Source organism: Pseudomonas sp. B21-017, assembly GCF_024749245.1.
GTDB lineage: Bacteria > Pseudomonadota > Gammaproteobacteria > Pseudomonadales > Pseudomonadaceae > Aquipseudomonas.
Window position 1 is genome coordinate 2,240,048 of the sequence record NZ_CP087194.1, and the last position, 23,665, is coordinate 2,263,712.

19 protein-coding genes and 5 tRNA genes are annotated in these 23,665 nt (G+C 59.4%); 16 read left to right on the forward strand and 8 right to left on the reverse strand.

The features are described from left to right. The first annotated feature begins 37 nt into the window (after window positions 1-37). A complete protein-coding gene (locus tag LOY28_RS10115; RefSeq protein WP_258613593.1) occupies window positions 38-877 on the forward strand; it encodes an arylamine N-acetyltransferase in 840 nt (279 codons plus the stop codon). A 67-nt stretch (window positions 878-944) separates the two neighbouring features. Here the strand turns inward: LOY28_RS10115 and LOY28_RS10120 are convergent, their stop codons facing one another. Further along, a complete protein-coding gene (locus tag LOY28_RS10120; protein WP_064616981.1) occupies window positions 945-1,289 on the reverse strand; it encodes a BrnA antitoxin family protein in 345 nt (114 codons plus the stop codon). 3 nt (window positions 1,290-1,292) lie between these two features. After that, the gene (locus LOY28_RS10125; RefSeq protein WP_111453785.1) at window positions 1,293-1,574 is read right to left on the reverse strand and encodes a BrnT family toxin; all 282 of its coding nucleotides are present in this window, start codon (window positions 1,572-1,574) and stop codon (window positions 1,293-1,295) included. 254 nt (window positions 1,575-1,828) lie between these two features. Between LOY28_RS10125 and LOY28_RS10130 the strand changes: the two genes are divergently transcribed. Beyond that, window positions 1,829-3,346, forward strand: coding sequence for a nucleobase:cation symporter-2 family protein (locus LOY28_RS10130; RefSeq protein WP_026286581.1), 1,518 nt, complete (start codon window positions 1,829-1,831; stop codon window positions 3,344-3,346). Window positions 3,347-3,450: 104 nt separating this feature from the next. Here the strand turns inward: LOY28_RS10130 and LOY28_RS10135 are convergent. Further along, window positions 3,451-3,526: transfer RNA gene (locus tag LOY28_RS10135), tRNA-Asn, on the reverse strand. A gap of 227 nt (window positions 3,527-3,753) precedes the next feature. On the opposite strand from LOY28_RS10135, the gene LOY28_RS10140 reads away from it, so the two are divergent. After that, entirely contained in the window at window positions 3,754-3,984 is a 231-nt protein-coding gene (locus tag LOY28_RS10140; protein ID WP_018928109.1) for a hypothetical protein, read from the forward strand. Here LOY28_RS10140 and LOY28_RS10145 read toward each other — a convergent pair. Together LOY28_RS10145 and LOY28_RS10150 are read right to left on the reverse strand one after the other, a co-directional pair. After that, window positions 3,981-4,181: a hypothetical protein gene (locus LOY28_RS10145; protein ID WP_007935214.1), complete on the reverse strand. Its 201-nt coding sequence runs from the start codon at window positions 4,179-4,181 to the stop codon at window positions 3,981-3,983. The genes LOY28_RS10140 and LOY28_RS10145 overlap by 4 nt on opposite strands. A gap of 139 nt (window positions 4,182-4,320) precedes the next feature. Next, complete coding sequence (locus tag LOY28_RS10150) at window positions 4,321-5,517, reverse strand: amino acid aminotransferase (RefSeq protein ID WP_018928108.1); 1,197 nt, start codon at window positions 5,515-5,517, stop codon at window positions 4,321-4,323. A gap of 336 nt (window positions 5,518-5,853) precedes the next feature. Between LOY28_RS10150 and uvrB the strand changes: the two genes are divergently transcribed. The 13 genes from uvrB (at window position 5,854) to LOY28_RS10215 (ending at window position 17,516) form a co-directional block, all read left to right on the forward strand. After that, complete coding sequence (gene uvrB, locus LOY28_RS10155) at window positions 5,854-7,869, forward strand: excinuclease ABC subunit UvrB (RefSeq protein WP_019582112.1); 2,016 nt, start codon at window positions 5,854-5,856, stop codon at window positions 7,867-7,869. A 189-nt stretch (window positions 7,870-8,058) separates the two neighbouring features. After that, window positions 8,059-9,540, forward strand: coding sequence for a glutamate--tRNA ligase (gene gltX / locus LOY28_RS10160; RefSeq protein ID WP_018928106.1), 1,482 nt, complete (start codon window positions 8,059-8,061; stop codon window positions 9,538-9,540). A 189-nt stretch (window positions 9,541-9,729) separates the two neighbouring features. Beyond that, a tRNA-Ala gene (locus LOY28_RS10165) sits at window positions 9,730-9,805 on the forward strand. A 79-nt stretch (window positions 9,806-9,884) separates the two neighbouring features. Further along, window positions 9,885-9,960 (forward strand) — tRNA-Glu (locus tag LOY28_RS10170). A gap of 53 nt (window positions 9,961-10,013) precedes the next feature. Next, a tRNA-Ala gene (locus tag LOY28_RS10175) sits at window positions 10,014-10,089 on the forward strand. An 80-nt stretch (window positions 10,090-10,169) separates the two neighbouring features. Continuing rightward, a tRNA-Glu gene (locus LOY28_RS10180) sits at window positions 10,170-10,245 on the forward strand. Between the two features lie 182 nt (window positions 10,246-10,427). Next, a complete protein-coding gene (locus tag LOY28_RS10185; RefSeq protein WP_019582113.1) occupies window positions 10,428-10,967 on the forward strand; it encodes a TetR/AcrR family transcriptional regulator in 540 nt (179 codons plus the stop codon). A gap of 31 nt (window positions 10,968-10,998) precedes the next feature. Next, window positions 10,999-11,832 carry an alpha/beta fold hydrolase gene (locus LOY28_RS10190; protein ID WP_018928104.1) on the forward strand — a complete coding sequence of 278 codons (834 nt, stop codon included), beginning with the start codon at window positions 10,999-11,001 and terminating at the stop codon, window positions 11,830-11,832. Window positions 11,833-11,880: 48 nt separating this feature from the next. After that, a complete protein-coding gene (locus tag LOY28_RS10195; protein ID WP_019582115.1) occupies window positions 11,881-12,318 on the forward strand; it encodes a thioesterase family protein in 438 nt (145 codons plus the stop codon). Window positions 12,319-12,415: 97 nt separating this feature from the next. Continuing rightward, window positions 12,416-13,375 (forward strand): tRNA-dihydrouridine synthase, encoded by a 960-nt coding sequence (locus LOY28_RS10200; RefSeq protein ID WP_018928102.1) that lies wholly within the window; start codon window positions 12,416-12,418, stop codon window positions 13,373-13,375. Between the two features lie 131 nt (window positions 13,376-13,506). Continuing rightward, on the forward strand, window positions 13,507-13,953 hold the full coding sequence (locus LOY28_RS10205; RefSeq protein ID WP_019582116.1) for an Hsp20 family protein: 447 nt from the start codon (window positions 13,507-13,509) through the stop codon (window positions 13,951-13,953). Between the two features lie 189 nt (window positions 13,954-14,142). After that, window positions 14,143-14,841, forward strand: a complete 699-nt coding sequence (locus tag LOY28_RS10210) for a DUF1266 domain-containing protein (protein ID WP_064616985.1) — start codon at window positions 14,143-14,145, stop codon at window positions 14,839-14,841. Further along, window positions 14,838-17,516, forward strand: coding sequence for a DUF805 domain-containing protein (locus LOY28_RS10215; protein WP_064616986.1), 2,679 nt, complete (start codon window positions 14,838-14,840; stop codon window positions 17,514-17,516). The genes LOY28_RS10210 and LOY28_RS10215 overlap by 4 nt, the downstream gene beginning before the upstream one ends. Here LOY28_RS10215 and LOY28_RS10220 read toward each other — a convergent pair. The 3 genes from LOY28_RS10220 to LOY28_RS10230 all read right to left on the reverse strand — a co-directional run bounded on the left by LOY28_RS10220 (window position 17,513) and on the right by LOY28_RS10230 (window position 23,556). Further along, window positions 17,513-19,204, reverse strand: a complete 1,692-nt coding sequence (locus LOY28_RS10220) for a molecular chaperone HscC (RefSeq protein ID WP_064616987.1) — start codon at window positions 19,202-19,204, stop codon at window positions 17,513-17,515. The genes LOY28_RS10215 and LOY28_RS10220 overlap by 4 nt on opposite strands. A gap of 99 nt (window positions 19,205-19,303) precedes the next feature. Continuing rightward, on the reverse strand, window positions 19,304-22,582 hold the full coding sequence (locus LOY28_RS10225) for a PAS domain S-box protein (RefSeq protein WP_258613598.1): 3,279 nt from the start codon (window positions 22,580-22,582) through the stop codon (window positions 19,304-19,306). 83 nt (window positions 22,583-22,665) lie between these two features. Further along, window positions 22,666-23,556, reverse strand: coding sequence for a LysR family transcriptional regulator (locus LOY28_RS10230; protein ID WP_018928099.1), 891 nt, complete (start codon window positions 23,554-23,556; stop codon window positions 22,666-22,668). Window positions 23,557-23,665 lie beyond the last annotated feature (109 nt).

Here is a 23,665-nt window from a genome sequence, read left to right on the forward strand (position 1 = left end):
GGAGCGATCCGCGGGCTACATGCATAAGGATTGAGCGATGAGCGAACCACGACTGACAAATCTTGCGCTGTACCTGCAACGCCTGGGTTTCGACGCGCCCCCGGCGCCGACCCTGGAAACCCTGCGTCAATTGCAGTTGCACCACACCGGTGCTTTTCCGTTCGAAAACCTCACCACGCTGCTGGGTCAACCGGTACTCATCGACCTGCCGTCGATCGAGCAGAAAGTGTTGCACGACGGTCGCGGTGGCTACTGCTACGAACTCAACAACCTGTTCCTGGCCTTGCTGCAGACGCTGGGGTTCGAGGCGCGCGGCATCACCGGTCGCGTAGTCATGAACCAGCCCGAAGGCGCATGGACCGCACGCACTCACCGCTTGAGCCTGGTGATCCTTGACGGCGTGCGCTACATCACCGACGTCGGCTTCGGCGGCATGGTGCCCACCGCACCGCTGATCCTCGACACCGAGGACGAACAGCTCACTCCCCACGAACCCTATCGCATCGAACAGCATGCAGACGGTTACACCCTGCGTGCCAACGTCGGCGGTGAATGGCGGGCGATGTACATCTTCGATCTGCAACGTCAGGAAGACATCGATTACACCCTCGGTAACTGGTACGTCTCGACTCATCCTGAATCGCCCTTCGTCAAACAATTGATGGTGGCGCGGACGGGGGAGGGATGGCGACGCACGCTGAACAATGGCAGTTTTGCCATTCACCGCTTGGGCAGCGAGAGCGAGCGGCGGCAGGTGACGGATGTGGATGAGTTGATCGGGTTGCTGGAACGTGAGTTCGACATTCGGGTACCAGCGACGGAGGCGTTGGAGCCGGTGCTGGAGCGGTTGATCGAGCCGGTGCCGCAGGCAAACTGAGCACCACGCGAAGGGCGGATCTGATCAATCCGCCCTTTTTTATTTGGCCGACTCAAGCGGTTTGTGTCTAGGAACGAACTTCTAGCTCCATCACGTGATGGATTTCGCTGAGGGCCTCTGACAATTTTTTCTCCAGGCTTTTCAGCTCCGAGGCGGTTATGCCTTTTTTGAAATGCCCGACGTTTGTACCTGCGGTGTTCTCATCGGGCTTCGCCGCTTTGCCTTTATCGCTGAGCAACACCTGGCGCAAAGTATTGTTGATCACTGTCTGGTAGCCATACCCCTCGTTTTCTGCCAGAGCGCGTGCAGCCTCTATGACGACATCATCGAGCATGATGGTGATTCGGGTCTTGCCTTTGCTTGTGGCAATTGCTCCACGCTTGGCGTTGCTGAAGTCGTATTCGTCTTTCATCGTTCAAGCCTCCAAATAGTGGCGACGCTCGCCTTTGGTGGCGACGCGTGCGGAAATGATTCGCACGAAATTCGGGTCGCGATAGGTGTACGCAACGACCAGCAAGCGACCTTTGGCATCCAGCCCCATGATGATCCACCGCTGCTCATCATGATGGTTGTCCTGAAAAGTCAGGGCTCGTTCGTCATAAAACACCGGTTCTGTCTCTGCGAGGCTGATGCCTTGATGTTTTAGTTTGTTGGCCGCGTTCTTTGCCCTGTGATACTGAATCTCGAATGACTTCATTATGCATACTTTATATGTATAAGCGAGGAGGCGTCCGTGCCGGCGGTCGCTTGGAAAGCAAAAGATTAGCGGTGAGGAGGGATAGGGGCGCAGGGATGTATTTCAAGACGTTTGGGGTTGGAGGCGCTATGGCCAAAGGGTGGCGTGGACAAGTGTCCATAATCTGACTGGGCAGTTGTATACAACTCTATAGACAGTTGTCCTGAGTATTGAATACAGTGTGCGCATAACAAAAACCAGGGAACCCCCCAACCATGAAAACGCCCCATGTTTCACACCAACGGCCCGAGGACGAAAACCTTGGGATCGGCGCGAATATGGCTTATGGCCTGCAACACGTTCTGACCATGTACGGCGGTATCGTCGCGGTGCCTTTGATCATCGGCCAGGCGGCCGGGCTCTCGCCGGCAGACATCGGTTTGTTGATTGCTGCTTCATTGTTTGCAGGGGGGCTGGCGACATTGCTGCAAACCCTGGGTTTGCCGTTTTTCGGTTGTCAGTTGCCGCTGGTGCAGGGCGTGTCGTTCTCCGGCGTTGCGACCATGGTCGCGATAGTCAGCAGTGGCGGGGAGGGTGGCTTTCAGTCGATTCTCGGGGCGGTGATTGCCGCGTCGTTGATCGGTTTGCTGATCACGCCGGTGTTCTCAAGGATTACCAAGTTCTTTCCACCGCTGGTGACGGGCATTGTGATCACCACTATCGGCTTGACGCTGATGCCGGTGGCCGCGCGCTGGGCCATGGGTGGCAACAGCCATGCGCCGGATTTCGGCAGCATGGCGAACATCGGTCTGGCGGCGATGACGCTGGTGCTGGTGTTGCTATTGAGCAAGATCGGCAGCGCGACCATTTCCCGTTTGTCGATCCTCCTGGCGATGGTCATCGGCACGGTCATCGCTGTGTTCCTCGGCATGGCGGATTTCTCGTCCGTTACCCAAGGGCCGATGTTCGGCTTTCCGGCGCCGTTCCATTTCGGCATGCCGACCTTCCACTTCGCCGCGATCCTGTCGATGTGCATCGTGATCATGGTGACCCTGGTGGAAACCTCGGCCGATATCCTCGCCGTCGGTGAAATCATCGGCACCAAGGTCGACTCAAAACGCCTGGGCAACGGTTTGCGTGCAGACATGCTGTCGAGCATGATCGCGCCAATCTTCGGCTCCTTCACTCAGAGCGCCTTCGCCCAGAACGTCGGGCTGGTGGCGGTCACCGGGATCAAGAGCCGTTTCGTGGTGGCCACCGGTGGTGTGTTTCTGGTGGTGCTTGGGTTGCTGCCGTTCATGGGACGGGTCATCGCCGCCGTGCCAACCTCCGTACTTGGTGGCGCCGGCATCGTGCTGTTCGGTACCGTCGCCGCCAGCGGCATTCGGACGCTGTCCAAGGTCGACTACCGCAACAACGTCAACCTGATCATCGTCGCCACTTCCATCGGTTTCGGCATGATCCCTATCGCCGCCCCGAACTTCTACGACCACTTTCCCAGCTGGTTCTCGACGATCTTCCACTCGGGCATCAGCTCCTCGGCGATCATGGCCATCGTGCTGAACCTGACCTTCAACCACCTCACGGCCGGCAACTCGGACCAGCAATCGGTATTTGCCGCCGGTACTGAACGAGTCCTGCGTTATCAAGACCTGGCGGCGCTGCGGGAAGGGGACTACTTCAGCGAAGGTAAACTGCGCGACTGCGACGGGAATGAGATTCCGGTGGTGGAGATGGACCATGGGCACGCCGATTTGCGGGCGGTGCATGCGAAAAGCAGTGAGCATGTCTAAAGATAGATAGTCAAAAGATTGCGGTCTGCGATCTTTTGACTTTATGGCAAACACAAAAAAGCCCCTGAATCTTTCGATTCAGGGGCTTTTTCGGTTTTGCTGTCTGGCTCCACGACCTGGACTCGAACCAGGGACCCAGTGATTAACAGTCACTTGCTCTACCAACTGAGCTATCGCGGAATGGCGTGTATGTTACTGATTCAAAAAGAGAAGTCAAGCCTCTGTTGGCAATTTGATGTTTTCATCGGATCAGAGGGAGGTTTATCGGCCATCGGCGGTTACCAGAAGCGTGGGAGAGGTCTACCATGGCTGCCCGGAAGTGGTGACACGCGCTGCCGGCCCTCAGCCGAAAAGGTACGCGCCATGAATCACCCAGCCTTCACACCCCGAAACAGTGGGGTGTTCCCATGAGCATTGCTCAGATCAGCTTGCCCAAAGGTGTCGGCCCGCACGCCGAGAAACTGTTCGACGCAATCACTCAGGCCAGCACCGCTGAAGAACTGAACCGCGCAGGCGGCAAGGCCGAAGGTTTTGTCCTGGGCCTGGAAAGCACCAAGGCGATCAAAAGTCAGGTGGCCGAGTCGCTTTATGTCGCCTATGACGACGCGGCCAGCCAGCGTGCGAGCGAATTGGCCTAACCGCCAAAAGTGATAGTGCCGAGCATCAGCTTGGCATACAGCATCGTGGCGGCCAGTTGCACCAGCCACAAGGCCAGGCCGCCAAGGAACACGCCCGCGGCCACTTGCAGCACCAGGTTATTACCGCGTTTGGCCGAGGAGCGGGGCACGAAGTGGTCCAGTTCATCGCGGTCGGCGCGTAGGTCGTCGTTTTTCATGTGGGTTCTCGCAAGAATTCTCGGGTGTACATAAAGCCTGTGGGAGTTTAAAGGGCGCAGCGGCTGCTTTGAGATTTATCTGAGGCCAATAAAAAACGGGAAGCCATTTTGGCTTCCCGTTTTCATGTCACGCGACGACTCAGATCACCTGAACGATGGCCTTGGTCACGGCGTCGATGTTGCTCTGGTTCAGCGCGGCAACGCAGATGCGGCCGGTGTCCAGGGCGTAGATGCCGAACTCGTTGCGCAGACGGGTCACTTGCTCAACCGTCAGGCCGGAGTAGGAGAACATGCCGCGCTGGCGACCGACGAAGCTGAAATCGCGCTGTGGAGCGTTTTTCGCCAGCAGGTCGACCATCTGGGTGCGCATGCCGCGAATCCGCAGACGCATTTCTGCCAGTTCTTCTTCCCACTGGGCACGCAATACCGGGCTGTTCAGCACAGCGGCGACGATGCTTGCACCGTGGGTCGGCGGGTTGGAGTAGTTGGTGCGGATCACGCGTTTGACTTGCGACAGCACGCGCGCGCTTTCTTCTTTCGATTCGCTGACGATCGACAGGGCGCCAACGCGCTCGCCGTACAGCGAGAAGGATTTGGAGAACGAGCTGGAAACGAAGAAGGTCAGGTTCGATTCGGCGAACAGGCGCACAGCGGCAGCGTCTTCATCGATACCGTCGCCAAAGCCCTGGTAGGCCATGTCGAGGAATGGAATGTGACCTTTGGCTTTCACCACGTCCAGCACGTTTTTCCAGTCCGCCGGGCTCAAGTCGACGCCAGTCGGGTTGTGGCAGCAAGCGTGCAGCACAACGATGGAGCCGGACGGCAGGGCGTTCAGGTCTTCCAGCAGGCCGGCGCGGTTAACGTCGTGGGTGGCGGCGTCATAGTAGCGATAGTTCTGTACTGGGAAACCAGCGGTTTCGAACAGTGCGCGGTGGTTTTCCCAGCTCGGGTCGCTGATCGCCACGACGGCGTTCGGCAGCAGTTGCTTGAGGAAATCGGCACCGATTTTCAGCGCGCCAGTACCGCCGACGGCCTGGGTGGTGATGACCCGGCCAGCAGCGATCAGTGGCGAGTCATTGCCGAACAGCAGTTTCTGCACGGCCTGGTCGTAGGCGGCGATGCCGTCGATCGGCAAGTAGCCACGGGAAACGTGTTGAGCGGCGCGAATCGTCTCGGCTTCGACAACGGCGCGCAGGAGAGGGATTCGCCCTTGCTCGTCGCAGTAAACACCGACCCCCAGGTTGACCTTGGTGGTACGGGTATCGGCATTGAATGCTTCGTTGAGGCCCAGGATTGGATCGCGTGGTGCCATTTCGACAGCGGAGAACAGGCTCATTATTGCGGCGGCTCTGAATGGAGTGTGGAGGGACGTGTCGCGCTCCAGCCGAATGCACTAGAGCGGTGCACAAACGGGGAGCTAGTATAGAGGCCATCAGCGATTGATGGCGACAGGCGATTCGGCTTTTACGGTAAGTTTTTCCAATTATTTTTCGATCGTTGGTCGAGCGACGTCGTCAAAGGTTTTACCCGATGTAGGACGTTTGCCTTGAAAGGGATGGCAATCGGCTCCACATTGAGCACAATCCAGTTTTTTCCTCGGGCGACATCGGTCGTTTGCGGTCTTTCTCGTTCCTGTCCGGCTTAACCGGGCAAGAGTGAACCAGAGGTATGTATGTCTGAATTCCAGCTAGTCACCCGCTTCGAGCCCGCCGGCGATCAGCCGGAAGCCATCCGTCTGATGGTCGAGGGCATCGAGGCCGGGCTGGCGCACCAGACGCTGCTCGGTGTGACCGGCTCGGGCAAGACCTTCAGCATCGCCAACGTGATCGCCCAAGTGCAGCGCCCGACGCTGGTGCTGGCGCCGAACAAGACCCTGGCTGCGCAGTTGTACGGCGAGTTCAAGGCGTTCTTCCCGAACAACGCCGTTGAATACTTCGTCTCCTATTACGACTACTACCAGCCCGAAGCCTATGTGCCGTCGTCCGACACCTTCATTGAGAAGGACGCCTCGATCAACGACCACATCGAGCAGATGCGCCTGTCCGCGACCAAAGCGCTGCTGGAACGCAAAGACGCAATCATTGTCACCACGGTGTCGTGCATCTACGGTCTGGGCAGCCCGGAAACCTATTTGAAGATGGTGTTGCACGTGGATCGCGGCGACAAGCTCGACCAGCGTGCGCTGTTGCGTCGCCTGGCCGACCTGCAATACACCCGCAACGACGTGGACTTCGCCCGGGCGACTTTCCGGGTGCGCGGCGATGTGATTGATATCCACCCGGCGGAATCCGATTTTGAGGCGATCCGCATCGAGCTGTTCGATGACGAGGTGGAAAGCCTGTCCGCCTTCGATCCGCTGACGGGCGAAGTCATCCGCAAGCTGCCGCGCTTCACCTTCTATCCGAAGAGCCATTACGTGACGCCTCGGGAAACCCTGCTCGACGCCGTCGAGGGGATCAAGGTCGAGTTGCAGGAGCGCCTGGAATACCTGCGCTCCAACAACAAGCTAGTGGAAGCCCAGCGGCTGGAGCAACGCACCCGTTTCGACCTGGAGATGATTCTGGAGCTGGGTTACTGCAACGGCATTGAAAACTACTCGCGCTACCTGTCGGGCCGTGCATCCGGCGAGGCGCCGCCCACGTTGTTTGACTACCTGCCAGCCGACGCCTTGCTGGTGATCGACGAATCCCACGTCAGCGTGCCGCAGGTCGGTGCCATGTATAAGGGCGACCGGTCCCGTAAGGAAACGCTGGTGGAATACGGCTTCCGCCTGCCATCGGCGCTGGATAACCGGCCGATGCGTTTCGACGAGTTCGAAGGCATCAGTCCGCAGACAATATTTGTCTCGGCCACACCGGGCAATTACGAGGCGGAGCACGCAGGGCGCGTGGTCGAGCAAGTGGTGCGCCCGACTGGCCTGGTGGACCCGCAGATCGAAATCCGTCCGGCGCTGACTCAGGTCGACGACTTGCTCTCGGAAATCACCAAGCGCGTAGCCCTGGAAGAGCGGGTGCTGGTGACCACGCTGACCAAACGCATGTCCGAGGATTTGACCGATTACCTGGCCGATCACGGCGTGCGCGTGCGTTATCTGCACTCGGACATCGACACCGTGGAGCGGGTCGAGATCATCCGTGACTTGCGCCTCGGCACCTTCGATGTGCTGGTGGGGATCAACCTGCTGCGTGAAGGCCTGGACATGCCGGAAGTCTCGCTGGTGGCGATTCTTGATGCGGACAAGGAGGGTTTCCTGCGCTCCGAACGCTCGCTGATCCAGACCATTGGCCGGGCGGCACGCAACCTTAATGGCCGGGCGATTCTGTATGCGGATCGGATTACTGGTTCCATGGAGCGGGCAATCGGCGAAACCGAGCGTCGTCGCGACAAGCAGATCGCCTTCAACCTGGCCAACGGCATTACGCCCAAAGGGGTGTTCAAGGACGTCGCCGACATTATGGAAGGCGCGACTGTGCCGGGTTCGCGCAGCAAGAAGCGCAAAGGCATGGCCAAGGCTGCCGAGGAAAGCGCCAAATACGAAGCCGAATTGCGTTCGCCGAGCGAGATCACCAAGCGCATTCGTCAGCTGGAAGAGAAGATGTACCAGCTCGCCCGCGACCTGGAGTTCGAAGCCGCGGCGCAGCTGCGCGACGAAATCGGCAAGCTGCGGGAGCGGTTGATCGCGGTTTGACGCTCCCTCTGTAGCAGTTGCCGAAGGCTGCGATCTTTTGATCTTGTTTTTACAGGCAAAGTCAAAAGATCGCAGCCTTGGCAGCTCCTGCGGCGCTTAAATCCCGCACTCACTGGAGCCGGGCGGCTATCGCCTGTTACCATTCGCCCCTTGTTTGATCTTCGCTTTTCATTCTTTTTGAGACATGCCATGACCACCGTCCGCACTCGCATCGCGCCATCGCCTACCGGGGACCCCCACGTAGGTACCGCTTACATCGCTTTGTTCAACTACTGCTTTGCCAAGCAGCATGGCGGAGAGTTCATCCTGCGGATCGAAGACACCGACCAACTGCGTTCGACCCGCGAGTCCGAACAGCAGATTTTCGACGCCCTGCGCTGGTTGGGTATCGACTGGAGCGAAGGCCCGGATGTCGGCGGCCCGCACGGTCCTTACCGTCAGAGTGAGCGCGGCGATATCTACCAGAAGTACTGCCAGCAACTGGTAGACATGGGCCATGCCTTCCCATGCTTCTGCACCGCCGAAGAACTGGACCAGATGCGCGCCGAGCAAATGGCCCGCGGTGAGACCCCGCGTTACGACGGCCGTGCGCTGTTGCTGTCCAAGGAAGAAGTCGCGCGCCGCCTGGCTGCCGGCGAACCCCACGTGATCCGCATGAAAGTGCCGACCGAAGGCGTGTGCGTGGTGCCGGACATGCTGCGTGGCGACGTCGAGATCCCGTGGGATCGCATGGACATGCAAGTGCTGATGAAGACCGACGGCCTGCCGACGTACTTCCTGGCCAACGTGGTCGACGACCACCTGATGGGCATCACCCACGTGCTGCGCGGGGAAGAATGGCTGCCTTCGGCACCGAAACTGATCCTGCTGTACGAGTACTTCGGCTGGGAACAGCCGCAGCTGTGCTACATGCCGCTGCTGCGTAACCCGGACAAGAGCAAGCTGTCCAAGCGCAAGAACCCGACCTCGGTGACGTTCTACGAGCGCATGGGCTTCATGCCGGAAGCGATGCTCAACTACCTGGGCCGCATGGGCTGGTCGATGCCGGACGAGCGCGAGAAGTTCTCCCTGCAGGAAATGGTCGACAACTTCGACCTGAGCCGCGTCTCGCTTGGCGGGCCGATTTTCGACATCGAGAAACTGTCGTGGCTCAACGGCCAGTGGCTGCGTGACCTGCCGGTGGAAGAGTTCGCCGCTCGCGTGCAGAAGTGGGCGCTGAACCCTGAATACATGATGAAGATCGCGCCGCACGTGCAGGGCCGGGTTGAAACCTTCAGCCAGGTCGCACCGCTGGCTGGCTTCTTCTTCGCTGGTGGCGTGAATCCGGACGCTAAACTGTTCGAATCCAAGAAGCTCTCGGGCGATCAGGTTCGTCAGTTGATGCAATTGATCCTGTGGAAGCTGGAAAGCCTGCGTCAGTGGGAGAAGGACAGCATCACTGCAACGATTCAGGCGGTGGTCGAATCCCTGGAGCTGAAGCTGCGTGACGCCATGCCGCTGATGTTTGCTGCGATCACCGGGCAGGCCAGTTCGGTATCGGTACTCGACGCGATGGAAATCCTCGGTCCGGACCTGACCCGTTTCCGTCTGCGCCAGGCCATTGACCTGCTGGGCGGCGTGTCGAAGAAAGAAAACAAAGAGTGGGAAAAGCTTCTGGGCGCGATTGCCTGACGGCGTTTGACTCAGTAGGAGCTGCCGAAGGCCGCGATCTTTTGATCCTGATCTTCGGCGCTTCCCCCGAATTTACGGGGGGAGGGCGGTAAGTGATTGTTATGTCGGCAAAAAATTTTAAATTTTTTGAAAAATAAGTTTGACAGCTTTCCGATGCGCCATTAAGATTCGCCCCGTCCTCAGCGATGAGGGGCTATAGCTCAGCTGGGAGAGCGCTTGCATGGCATGCAAGAGGTCGACGGTTCGATCCCGTCTAGCTCCACCAATTTACACTTCAAGGTCTGGCCACACCGGCCTTGAAGCGATCAACACTCAGCGTTGATCAGTTGTATAGAAGGGTTTGCGTCCCCTTCGTCTAGTGGCCTAGGACACCGCCCTTTCACGGCGGTAACAGGGGTTCGAGTCCCCTAGGGGACGCCAGTTTTACAGAAGCGATGTTGCAAGATATCGCTCCGCCGCGAGGCGAAAAATCCGGGGCTATAGCTCAGCTGGGAGAGCGCTTGCATGGCATGCAAGAGGTCGACGGTTCGATCCCGTCTAGCTCCACCAATTTTACAGTTCAAGGTCTGGCCACACCGGCCTTGAATCGATCAGCTCTCAGCACTGATCAGTTGTATAGAAGGGTTTGCGTCCCCTTCGTCTAGTGGCCTAGGACACCGCCCTTTCACGGCGGTAACAGGGGTTCGAGTCCCCTAGGGGACGCCACGATTACCCGCTTTGCGGGATTTTTAAGGGTCATTCAATTATTGAATGGCCCTTTTGTTTGTCTGGCGTTTGGCCAAATCTCCTTTTTCCCCAACACTGTTCTTCAGACCAGCGGTCACATCCACGACTTGCGGAAAATTATTATGAGAATAATATTCTAGTCGTAATATTCGGAGGCAACGATGAACGATAAAAAAGCTCAAACCCGCGAACGCATCCTCAAGGCTGCCAGTGCAGCGCTGATCCAGCGCGGCCCGGCCGAGCCGAGCGTGGGTGAAGTGATGGGCGCGGCCGGGCTGACGGTCGGCGGTTTCTACGCGCACTTCGAGAGCAAGGACGCGTTGATGCTGGAAGCGTTCAAGCAGCTGCTCAGCCATCGTCGTGACTTGATCGCCGACATGGATGCCGAGTTGACCGGCGAAGAGCGTCGCGCGTTGGTCGCAGCGTTCTACCTGTCGCGCAAACACCGTGATTCCACCGAGCAGGCATGCCCGGTTCCAGCGTCGATCAGTGAACTGGGCCGTCTGCCGGACGAATTTCGTGTGGCGTTGAATGAACATATTGAATTGATGGTCGCGCAGTTGGCAGCCAGCCCGGAAGACATCGACAAGGTCTTGGCCGACATCGCCTTGATGGTGGGTGGTTTGGCGCTGGCGCGGGCGCTGGGGCCAGGAGAGTTGTCCGATCGATTGCTGCGCGCCGCCAAATCGGCGGTGCTGTGACCTAAAGGCATCCAGCCTGAGGAGATGGGCGATGAACACGTTGAGCTGGGTTCGTGGCGTTAATGGCACCTTGGGCTGGTTCGCACCGAAGCTGGTGGCGAGCAAGATGCGTCTGGCATTCATGACCCCGCGGGAGTTGCCGCCGCGTGATTGGGAATTGCCGCTGCTGGCGAAATCCGAGCGGATCACCTTGCGCTTCGGCCTCTCGGCGCTGCGTTGGGGGCAGGGCCCGGCGGTGTTGTTGATGCACGGCTGGGAAGGCCGGCCAACGCAGTTTGCCGCGCTGATCACGGCGCTGGTCGATGCCGGTTACACCGTGGTCGCCCTGGACGGCCCGGCTCATGGTCGCTCGCCTGGACGCGAAGCCAATGTGGTGCTGTTCGCCCGGGCGATGCTTGAAGCAGCTGCTGAACTACCGCCGCTGCAAGCGGTAATCGGTCACTCGATGGGCGGCGCCAGCGCCATGCTCGCGGTGCAGTTGGGCTTGCGCACCGAAACCCTGGTCTCGATCGCCGCCCCGGCGCGAATCCTTGGGGTGCTGCGCGGTTTTGCGCGCTATGTACGCCTGCCGCCCAAAGCCCGTTCGGCGTTCATTCGTCAGGTCGAAAAAGACGTCGGCATGCGCGCCGCTGCGCTGGATGTCGCGCACTACCAGCTCGACATGCCTGGCCTGATTGTCCATGCCGAGGACGACAGCTTTGTCTCGGTCAAGGAGTCCCAATTGATTCACGAAGCCTGGTTCGACAGTCGCTTGTTGCGCCTGGAAGAGGGCGGTCATCAGCGGGTCCTGGCCGATCCGCGGGTGATCGATGGCGTGCTCTCGCTGCTGGCCGGTCGCAGCCTGCAATCGCGCCAATCGGCCTGAGCTTCCGTTACACTGCCCCGGTCGAAATAATCTGACCGGGAGTGGGGCATGGGCTGGGATCGGGCAACGCCGTTTATCATTGATCTGGAAGTGGGCGCCGAAGACATCGACGGGTTGGGCCACGCGAACAACGCGGTGTACGTGACCTGGCTCGAGCGCTGTGCCTGGCGTCACTCGCAGCGGCTGGGTCTGGACCTGGTCGAGTATCGGCGGCTGGACCGGGCGATGGCGGTGGTGCGGCACGAGATTGATTACCTGGCGGCGGCCTACGAAGGCGATGAGCTGCAGCTGGCGACCTGGATCGTCGATTGGGACCAGCGCCTGAGAATGACCCGACACTTCCAGCTGATCCGCCCCAGTGACAACTCGACGTTGCTGCGGGCGCAGACCACGTTCGTGTGCATCGAGCTGTCGACCGGCAAGCCCAAGCGCATGCCGGCGGAATTCATCGAGGGCTATGGCTCGGCGTTGCAAGTTCCAAGCTGACACAGTCCGCACATTTGCCACCGCCCGGTCTGACGAAATACCTTCTGCACGCCGAAACCAGTAAACTGCCGCACGTTTTTCGTTGAGTGTGTTTTTCATGCAAATTGCTTTGGCGCCCATGGAGGGGTTGGTCGACAACATCCTGCGGGACGTGCTGACCCGTGTGGGCGGTATCGATTGGTGTGTAACCGAGTTCATTCGGATCAACGATCAGCTGCTCACGCCTGCGTACTACCACAAGTTCGGCCCGGAACTGCTGACCGGCGCCCGTACCGCCTCCGGCGTGCCGCTGCGGGTGCAACTGCTTGGCTCCGATCCGGTGTGCCTGGCGGAAAACGCTGCACTGGCCTGCGAATTGGGTTCCGAAGTCATCGACCTGAACTTCGGCTGCCCGGCCAAGACCGTCAATAAGTCGCGCGGTGGCGCCGTTCTGCTCAAAGAGCCTGAGCTGCTCAACGAAATCGTCGAACATGTCCGCCGTGCGGTGCCAGCACACATTCCAGTGACCGCCAAAATGCGCCTGGGCTTCGACAGTCCCGATGGCTCGCTGGTTTGCGCCACAGCCCTGGCCGAAGGCGGCGCGGCGCACATCGTGGTTCACGCGCGGACCAAAACGGATGGCTACAAGCCGCCAGCTCACTGGGAATGGATCCCGCGGGTCCAGGACGTGGTCAAGGTGCCAGTGTTCGCCAACGGTGACATCTGGAGCGTGGAGGACTGGCGACGTTGCCGCGAGATCAGCGGCGTCGAAGACATCATGCTCGGTCGTGGCCTGGTGTCGCGTCCGGATCTGGCAAGGCAGATCGCTGCGGCGCGGGCCGGTGAGGAGGTCGTCGAGATGACCTGGACCGAGCTGCTGCCGCTGATTCAGGATTTCTGGCTGCAAGCCAAGGCCCAGATGACACCACGCCAATCGCCGGGTCGCCTGAAGCAGTGGCTGGCAATGCTGACCCGTAATTATCCCGAAGCGGTAGAGTTGTTCGGCGTCCTGCGTCGTGAAACCGAGCTGGATCAGGTCTCGCGTTTACTGGGGTTGCAGGTGTCTGAGGCCGCCTGAATCTGCTTGAAAAAAATCTGAAAATAATCTCTTGAAAAGTAATCAGCGGTCCTTATCTAAGGATTACGCGATGCCGAATTCGGGTCGCGGAGACAAAAAAACTTGCTGATTATGTTCAGGAGATTTGAATCATGAGTACTGCATTTTCCTTGGCCCCACTGTTCCGTTCCTCGGTAGGTTTCGACCGTTTCAACGACCTGTTCGAAACCGCCCTGCGCAATGAGCCAGGCAGCACCTATCCACCCTACAACGTTGAAAAATACGGTGATGATCAATACCGCATCGTTGTGGCGGCCGCCGGTTTCCAGGAAGACGACCTGGACCTGCAAGTAGAAAAAGGTGTACTGACCATCAGTGGCGGCAAACGTGACGCGGACGAAAACGTCACTTACCTGTACCAAGGCATCGCACAGCGCGCCTTCAAACTGTCGTTCCGTCTGGCGGACCACATCGAAATCAAGGCCGCCGAACTGCGCAACGGTTTGCTGAGTATCGACCTGCTGCGTGTGATCCCGGAAGAAGCGAAAGCCAAACGCATCCCGATCAACGGGGCGGAAAAACCGGCTCTGCAGCACTGAGTCATTGGAAGAAATACATTCGTCTGAACAGGCTGTAACCCGCTGAATGAAGGCCCCGACTTGTCGGGGCCTTTTTGTTTTTCCGCCAAAACGGTCATGCAAGCTTTACCGCCTTATGGCGGCTTCTCTACAATCCGCGCCAGTTTTGCCGACCCCACATTCTGCCTGGTCGGCCCGGAGCTTTTTTTCATGGAAGAGATACAACAGCGTTGGCTGTGCGGTCTTTCTGCGCCGATGGTGGCCCTTAATCCTCGTGCCGATTACGACGAGCCTGCTTTCTACTCCGATCCGCAATTTATTGACCTGCAATGCAGCTGGGGCATCAATGACCGGCCGCAGTTGTTGAGCATGCTCGAAGGGATGGCGGACGACGGTCATGCCTCACACCTCGATGGAGCGTATCGGGCGTGGCAGCGTTGCTTGCCTGGCGAATGGCAGGCACTGCTTGAAACACTGTCCCCCCGTGAGCGCGATTTGCACGAATTCGCCGGGCGTACCTTTGGTGGATGTGGACCGGGTGGTATCAGGGCCTGGGATCTCGGGCGTATGGGGTTTCTCTTGCGCTGTGGCTTGCGCAATGAGTGGATCGATTTATCCGAGAGTCTTTGGTTGCATGCCCGACTGGCTGTAAGGGCGCAATACCATTACGGCAGTTGGTTTTCTTATTTCAACGGTTTCTTGGCTGGTCATGCGTTCTGGAGCTGTCTGGGTAACAGCGACGAACAGATGGCTCACGAGCTTGATCGGCAAGGGGAGTCTTCGGGTAGCGCTTTCATTGCACGAGGTCTTGCGCGCGACATCCCTTCTTTCCTGACCGACTTGCCCTGGCACATAGACCTCGATCCGCCGCCGCGCCCGGCGTCCCTGGGGGAGTTCGACTGGTCATGAGTTGCTGGACACGCTTGGGTATAGAGCCCACCAAAGATCAGGCACTGATTCGAGATGCCTACCGCGCGCGTTTGCCGCAACATCACCCGGAGAGTGATCCCGAAGGCTTTCAGGCGCTGCGTGTCGCCTATGAAAGTGCCACCCGCTTTGCCCGTCATGAAGAGGTCGAAGTCGAAGATGAGGACGCTAGTGTTCCCGAGATTCCGCAAACTTTGGTGGATTTTTACGCGTTGCTCGAAGATCCGGCTCGACGCTTCCATCCGCAGGCCTGGCGAGCATTTGTCAAAGCGTTGGATCAGCTGCCTCTGGACACACTTGATGACCTCAGTTGGGGGCTGTTTCACCCATTGACCAATGCCGGACCGTTGTCTTACCGCTGCGCGAATCTGCTGGCGCAACGAATGGGGTGGGAGCATCAACTGCTGGATCTTGAGTTCGAGCAGGCGAATAAAGTCGAAGAGTTCCTGCAACGCATCAAGAAGCCAGACCCGTTCGACACGACACTGATGAGTGGCTGGTCCGAGCCTGTGCAGATGGAAACCCTGTGGTATGCCCGTAGCCTCGACTACCTCTTTGAGCATCGGCCGCTCCATGAATTCGAAGACTTCGCCAGCCATCACACCTGTCTGCCGCTGCCGTCGGACGAAGTATTCATCAAGCGCTTACTGGTGCAGTTCACTCAAGCCGGTATCGGTGGTGCAGGCCTGCTGCAACTGTGCGTCGAACGACAGGGGCAAGCACCAGACGATAGCGATTGGCTTTATCTGTTGGCTTGCCAAAGCAGTTTGTTGGGCCTTGAAGATCAAGCGCTGCCTTGCTGGATCCGGCTCTGGCTGGAGTACCGTCATCCGAAGGCCGAAAGCTGCTTGCTGGAGCTTTGTGCCAAACGTCAGCCGGACTTTCTCGCGCTGCTGATCCAGGCATTCGACCGTTTGGAAAATTTCCGTGACTGGTCCCATGACCTTGACGATGTTACTCAAGAATATGGCAGCCCTTCACAGCGTCCCGAAACGTTGGCTCGCTGGCTTGGGGTCGGGCAACTCGATCTGCAAGGTTTGGCAGGCGCATTTGTCGATTGGCGAATGACGGGGGATGAACTGCCTCTGCTGGCATTGCTGCTAGGAGAGCATGCGGATTCCCGCTTGCAGCGTCTATACCAGCATGCATGGGCCTTGCATCGTGGGGATGTGGGGTTGTTGCAACAAATACTGGACGAGCCGCATCCGTTCGATGCCCTTGAGGGGTTGGTGTTGACCGGGTTCAAGTATCAGGCAGAGCAGCAACTCTGTTGGTTGAACCAGGCGCCGATTCCGTTGGCAATGAAGGTCTTTCTCAACAGTCGTTCAGTTGAACCGAAACTGGCCGAGGAACTGACAAAAGGCGAGCCGCACAAGATTTGCCGCCTGTGGCTGAGCAGGCTGCGGGGCTACGATCAGTCTGCTCTGGTGCGGATCGATCAGGTATTTGATTTGCTGGACGCAGAAGCGGACGTGAACTTGCGCAGCTTGAGTCTGCTGGTCCAGTTGGGGCAGCGAGGCGCAGTCCTGCCGGTCATTGCGCAAGGCGAGGCTGCGTGGCAATGGCACGCTCAAACTGTATTCCTGTTGGCGTTGCTCGAACAGCCGGAACGTTGGCTGACGTTGATCGATACCCAATGTCTGGAGCGACTGGAGCTCAACCCGGCTCACCCCCTGAGTCGGCTTCAGCCGTTATTGCGGCGCCTGCAGCGCGAGCAAGGTAACTGCGCGGGTTTGCTGGGGTGGCTGCAAGGTACCGACCCGGTTCATGGCCTGCTCGTGCAGCAGCTGTTCAATGTGCAACAGGCCCTCGACAGCGCAGCACTGCCCGCTAATGCGCAGCTCTATACCTGCATTGAAAGTGATCCTGATGCGTGCGGCGAGGATTTGCTGGGGCTGATGCTGCTCTGGGGTGTGCTGTATCACGACCCGAGCCTTGACGCCGAGCAGCATCGCGCACTGTTGCAATCCATCGCCGCTATCAGTTGTGAAGATGGTTGGTTCGAAGCGTTTCGTAATGGTTTGATCAAAGGAGAGCCTGTTTGGCCACCGCGCAAAGTGCTGACGGATTTCGACGTCGACAAGCTGCTGGTCTATGAAGTCCTCGATACGCTGAAAAGTCTGATTCGTTATGGCGCCTCAGGAGTGCCCAGGACCAAGGTGCTGCAACAGTTGCAGCGTGGCAAGGATGACGCCGCGAACAGTGTGGGCCTGCGTCTGGCATTGACTGCCTTGCTGTCCTGGAGTGAGCGTCTGCTCCTGGCCAAAAGCGACACGCGCCCGGTGCCGTCCACTGCGGTCTGGCGCTTGGGCTCTCGATTGGGGCGCAAGGCGTTTATCGGGCAGGTGCTGGGAGGTGTGCTGATCACCCCGATCATGGTGCTGCTCAATGGCACCGTTGTCTTGGGAGTTGTCATGCTGCTGGGCATCGCGCTGTTGCTCAGTGCGATTCTGCGTCGGCTGCATGACATGGGGCGGGGGATTCCCACGCTGCTGATCTTTGCCTGTCTGACGCCGGTATTGCCGTTCCTGCCTCTGGTGTTGTTCGGCTTTCCCGGCGACAAGCTGCCTAACCGCTATGGTGTGCCGCCGGGCAGCGCCGGTGAGGACACGCTGCCCGGTGGCTTGCAGGCGACTCTGCGGCGGCTTAATGGCTAAAGGCGCAGCTGATCCAGTGCTTTATTGAGTTGTGACCGATGGCTGGCAATCTCCACCGATTGCTGGCCACCGAGCACGGCGGTAAAAGTATCCAGCCAATCGGCAATTTGTTCGCGTTCGTCGCCCAGGCTTTGCGTCCATGCACGCTCCAGTCGCGCCAGCAGAGTGCGATTGGGCAGCGCGTCCCGTGGATGGATTTTCAGGGCTTTGAGCCGCTCATGGCTGCTTTTCCGTGATTGTGGGTCGAGCCCGGTGGGGCTGCGATCGATGCTGTGGCTGTGGCGTTCGCCGCTGGCCAGCAGGGTCACGTCGACTTCAAGCAAACCGTTGATGTCGTAGCTGAAGCGCACATCCAGGGCTTGCGTCTGGTCGCTGGGTGCTACCGCGACGTCGAAGGCATCGATGAAAATATTATCCCGCACCCACGGCCGCTCTCCCTGATAGACCTCGATACGGATGTGGTCTTGCTGCGGATGGGTGGTGTAGAAGCGTTGCACCCGAGAAGTCGGGATCACGGTGTTGCGTTCGATGATCGGCGAGAAGGCGCCGCTGACGTCCTCACCGCGACGGGTCGAAATGCCCAGCGTGTATGGGCATACGTCAGTGAGAATCAGCTCCTCGATTGCGCTGTCTCGGGCCTTGCACGCTGCCTGGGTAGCGGCGCCCAGTGCGACAATCGTGTCCGGGTCGAGGTGGCGATAGGGCAGGCGCCCGAACAGCGTGGCGACCATCTGCTGCACGACAGGCATCCGCGTTGCGCCTCCGACCAGCACCAGGCTGTCGAGGTCCCGAGGCTTGAGCCGTGCATCGCGCAGGGCTTGTTCGATGGGGGCGCGCAACCGGGCCAGCAGCGGTTCCCAGATTTTCAGCGCGACGGCCTCATCCAGCGACCACTCGCGCAAGGCACCGGCGCCGTTCCAGTTCAGGTGCTGGGTGCCTTCACTGAGTTTGCATTTGAGTTGCTCCAGAGCATCGCCCAGGCTGGCCAACCCCTGGTTATCGATCTGTTGAGAGGTGAGTTGCCAGTCTTTCAGGCAGGCCTGCAACAACGCGGCGGTGAAGTCTTCACCGCCGAGGAAGTTGTCGCCGGTGGAGGCATGCACTTCGATCAGCGGCAGTGCGTATTCCAGTACCGTGACATCAAAGGTGCCGCCGCCCAAGTCGAAAATCAGCGTGCGCTCGAACTTCTGCTCGTGCAGTCCGTAGGCCATGGCCGCGGCGGTCGGTTCGTTGATCAGCCGCGACACTGTCAGGCCTGCCAGTTCGGCGGCAAACAGCGTGCGTTTGCGTTGCTCGTCACTGAAATAGGCCGGCACCGAAATCACCGCCTCATACACCGGATGGCCTAGCCAGGCTTCAGCATCCTGCTTGAGCGAGCCGATCACCAGTGCCGACAGCTCTTCGGGGCTGAATTGCCGTCCGCCCAGTTCGAACTGTTTGTCGCTGCCCATAAAACGCTTGAACGCCGCCACCGTGCGTTCCGGATGGGTGGTCAGACGCGCGCGGGCGGCCTTGCCTACCAGAATGCTGTCGTCCTCATCGAGGCTGACCACTGAAGGGGTGAGGACATCGCCAAGGGCGTTCGGAATCAACTGCGCCTGACCTTCCTGCCAAACGGCGATCAGGCTATTGGTGGTCCCAAGGTCGATGCCCAGCAAGGCCGGACGGGAGAGGGTTGCATCCTGCATGGTTGATCTCTTTGAGGCAGTAAAAAAAAAGCGCGACCCTACAGGTTGCAAGAAAAACTGGCAATTGGAGCACCTGTTACGGAACGTCTCCCATGCGGACTATTTGAGCAGTTTCTGAAACTCCTCCACCAGCAACGGCCGGCTGTGCAAATACCCCTGATACAAATGGCAGCCCAGCCCTTGCAAGAACTCCAGTTGCTCCTCGGTTTCAACCCCTTCGGCAATCACTTCCAGCTCCAGGCTGCGGGCCATGGCGACGATGGCGCGAATGATTTCGGTATCGTTGGGGTCGGTGGTGGCGTCGCGGACGAATGACTGGTCGATTTTCAGGGTGTCGACCGGCAGGCGCTTGAGGTAGGTCAGCGAGGAGTAACCGGTGCCGAAATCGTCCATGGCAAAGCTCACGCCGAGTTTTTTCAGGCGTCGCATTTTGCTGATGGTGTCGTCCAGGTTCTGGATGACGATGCCTTCGGTGATTTCCAGTTTCAGCAACGAGCAGGGCAGGTCGTGGCTGCCGAGGCTGTGCTCGATGCGTTCGACGAAGTCGTTCTGACGGAATTGCCGCGGGCTGATATTCACGCACAGGCTGAAATTGAGCGGGTCAATCAGGCCTTTGGCGATCAGGCGTTTGAAGGCCGCACAAGCTTCGTCGAGGATCCATGTGCCGACTTCCAGAATCAGCCCGCTGTCTTCCAGCACCTTGATGAACTCGGTCGGCGATTGCGCGCCCAGTTGCGGATGGTGCCAGCGCACCAGGGCTTCGGCGCCGGTAATGCGGTTGTTGCGGGCGTCCACCTGAGGCTGGTATTGCACGCTGAACTCACCCCGGGAAAGGGCCAGGCGCAGGTCGGTTTCCATGCGCAGGCGTTCGCTGGCGGCCTTCTGCATGGTGTTGTGATACATCTGCGTGGTGTTGCGGCCCGAGTCCTTGGCGCGGTAGAGGGCGATATCGGCGCGCTTGAGCAGGTCGGTCGGGGTCGAGCCGTGGTCGGGGATCAGCGCGATGCCGATGCTCGGCGTCACTTGCAGGCGCTGTCCATCGAGAAACATCGGTTCGGACAGCAACTCGCGCAAGGTATCCGCCAGTTCCCGGACTTGAGCGCTGACGTCGGTGCGCGAGCCTTCCAGGCCACTGAGCAGCACCACGAACTCATCGCCGCCCAGGCGTGCGACGGTGTCTTCCATGCGTACGCTGGCTTCAAGGCGCGCGGTGATGATTTTCAGCACCGTATCGCCCACCGGGTGGCCGAGGGAGTCGTTGATGTGCTTGAAGTGGTCGAGGTCGAGGAACATCAGGGCGCCACGCAAGTTGTGGCGCTTGAGCAGGGCGATCTGCTGGCTCAGGCGGTCCATCAACAGCGCGCGGTTCGGCAGGTTGGTCAGCGGGTCGTGGTAGGCCAGGTGACGGATCTGCGCTTCGGCATTTTTCAGCAGGCTGACGTCCCGGGCGGTCAGCAGCAGGCAGGCAGTTTCGTTGAGGGTGATCGGTTCCACCGAGACTTCGACGGTCAGCAACTCGCCGCGCTTGTTGCGCCCGAGCATTTCCAGGTGGTGAACCCGGCCCTTGATCTGTAGTTCGGCCAGCAACGCCGAGCGTTGTTTCTCTTCGGCCCAGATGCCGACCTGATACACCGTGCGACCCACCACTTCATCGGCACGGTAGCCGGTCAGGCGGCAGAAGCCGTCGTTAACCTCCAGATAGCGTCCAGTGTCGCGCTCGGTAATGGTGATGGCGTCGGGGCTTGAGTGGAAGGCCTTGGCGAACTTCTCTTCGCTGGCCTTGAGCGCCGCTTCCGAGCGTTGCTGTTGGGTGATGTCGCGCAGGGTGGTGACGATGCACGGCTGGTCGCCGACGCTGATCTGGCGGCTGGAGATCACGCAGGTCAGGGATTGCCCGTCCTTGTGTTGAACGATGATCGCCACATTGTTCAGGCCCTGCTCGCGGATGACCCGCTCGATCCTTTGCAGGCTTTTCGCCGAGGCGTCCCACAGGCCGATTTCGTCGGCGCTGCGACCGATGACGTCGGTGGTGCTCCAGCCGAACGTCTGGGTGAAGCTGGAGTTGATCTCGATGAAGTGGCCGGTGTCCTGGCGCGTGACGCAGATAGGGTCGGGGCTGACCTGGAACAACGTGGCGAATTTCTCTTCCGACGCTATCAGTTGCTGTTCGCGCTCCACTTGCTCGGTGATGTCCAGCAATGTGCCGGCCATGCGCAGCGGGTTGCCGTCATCATCGCGGTAGAGTCTGGCGCGGCTTTCCAGGTAGCGCGAACTACCGTCCGGCAGCTGCACGCGGTAGGTCAGTTGATAATTGCCGGCGGGGCCTTCGCGTAAGCTGCGGTAAGCGTCGCGCATGGTGTCGCGTTCTTCACCGGGTACACCTTCGAAAAACGCATCGAAGGATTCATGGAAGGGTTTGGGCTCCAGGCCATGCAGCTGGGCGGCCCGCGCCGAGCCGTAAAGCATGCCGCTGGGGATGTGCCAGTCCCAGGTGCCGAGTTGTGCTGAATCCAGGGCCAGGTCGAGGCGTTCCTGGCTGTCTTTGAGGGCGTGCTCGGCGATTTTGCGTTCGGTGGTGTCAAGGAATGTGCTCAGCAGATAGGGCTGGCCTTCGAGCTCGACCTTTTGCGCGCTGAGAATGCCGTCGTGAACCTGCCCGTTGCTGGCGCGAAATTGCACCTCCATGTTGATCAGCTCGCCTTTGGCCTTGGTGGCCTTGACCAGTTCCGCCCGTTGCTCCGGGTTGACCCAAAGGCCCAGTTCCAGGGTGGTTCGGCCGATTGCGTCTTGCACCGGCCAGCCGAACAGGCTTTCGAAGTACTGGTTGGCTTCGCTGATCAGGCCGTCTTCCTGTCGGGTCAGCAGCACCATGTTCGGGCACAGGTGAAACAGCGTGGCGAAGCGTTTTTCCGAGCTGCTCAGCGCTTGTTCACGCTGGCGCTGGTGGGTGATTTCACGGATGACCCCGATCATTCGTGGCCGGCCGTTTTTGTCCGGTAGCAGGCTGCCGTTGATTTCCAGCCAGTGCAGGCTGCCGTCGGGCCAGCGGATGCGGTGGTGCATGGCCTGCTCCAGCGGGGCGCCGGCGATCACTGCATTGAAGGCGCGGATGGCTTTCGCCCGATCCTCCTGGGGCAGCAGGTCGAGGTATTCCAGATCCTCGGGCAACGGTTGTCGGGGATCGAAGCCGAACAACGCCTGAGTGCCCCGTGACCAACTGATCTGTCCGCGCTCGATGTCCCAATACCAGGCGCCCAGTCGGGCACCATTGAGGGCCGCGAGCAACTGTGGGGCGCTTTCCCAGCTCTGCTCGGACCGTTTTGGGTCAATTGCCTGAATTCGCGGCATTGGCGGCATACGTTCAACAGATTTGGGCATGGATGACAGGCCTTGGGCTGAATTGGGCGTTAGGCACAGGGTTTTGGGGCTCTATAGGCGTAGCACAAAAGAAGAAGCACAGCTTAGCCGCGAGTCCCTGGCTGATCGATTTGTGCATCCAGCAAAGCCATGAAGGCCTTTGCCGCGTTCGACAGCGTCCGTTCGGTGTGCAGGATATAGCCTAGCTGGCGAGTGAGCTGTATGCCCGGCAAAGGTATGCGCGCCACTTGCTCATCCAGCATGGTGCGCGGCAAAACGCTCCAGGCCAGGCCGATCGAGACCATCATCTTGATGGTCTCCAGATAATTGGTGCTCATGGCGATGTTCGGCGTCAGGCCCTGGGCCTCGAACAGGCGTTGCACGATGTGGTGGGTAAAGGTGTTGCCGCCGGGGAAAACCGCGGGGTGCAGGGCAATGTCCGCCAGGCTGACCGCACCGTTGCTGATCAGCGGATGCTCCGGGGCGGCCACGAAATCCAGCGGGTCGTCCCACACGGGCGTGGCCTTGACCAATGTGTGAGGTTCCGGTGCAAGGGTGATGACTGCCAGTTCAGCGCGGCCATGGAGGATTTCTTCGTAGGCCACTTCCGAATCGAGGAACTGAATATCCAGCGCTACCTGCGGGTAACGTCGGGTGAACTCCCTTAATAAGGGCGGCAAGCGATGCAGGCCGATGTGATGGCTGGTGGCCAATGTCAGACGACCGGTCACTTCGCCAGTCAGGTTGGTCAGGGCGCGGCGGGTGTCATCCAGTACATTGAGGATCTGATAGGCCCGTGGCAGCAGGGCGCGGCCGGCTTCGGTCAGGCCGACTTCCCGGCCCAGTCGATCGAACAGTCGCACCTTCAATTGCTGCTCCAGCCCGGCGATGCGCTTGCTGATGGCCGGTTGCGTCAGGTGCAGTCGTTCACCGGCGCCGGAGAAGCTTCCGGTCTCGGCAATCGCGATAAAAGCGTTGAGGTTGGCGAGGTCCATAATGAGGTCTCAGTGACATTCCAGTTGGTTATGCAAAGCATAAAAAATATGAATTTGAGTTATTTAATGTAACCCCCTAGGATCGACCTCACAAGCCAAGGGGTTATTG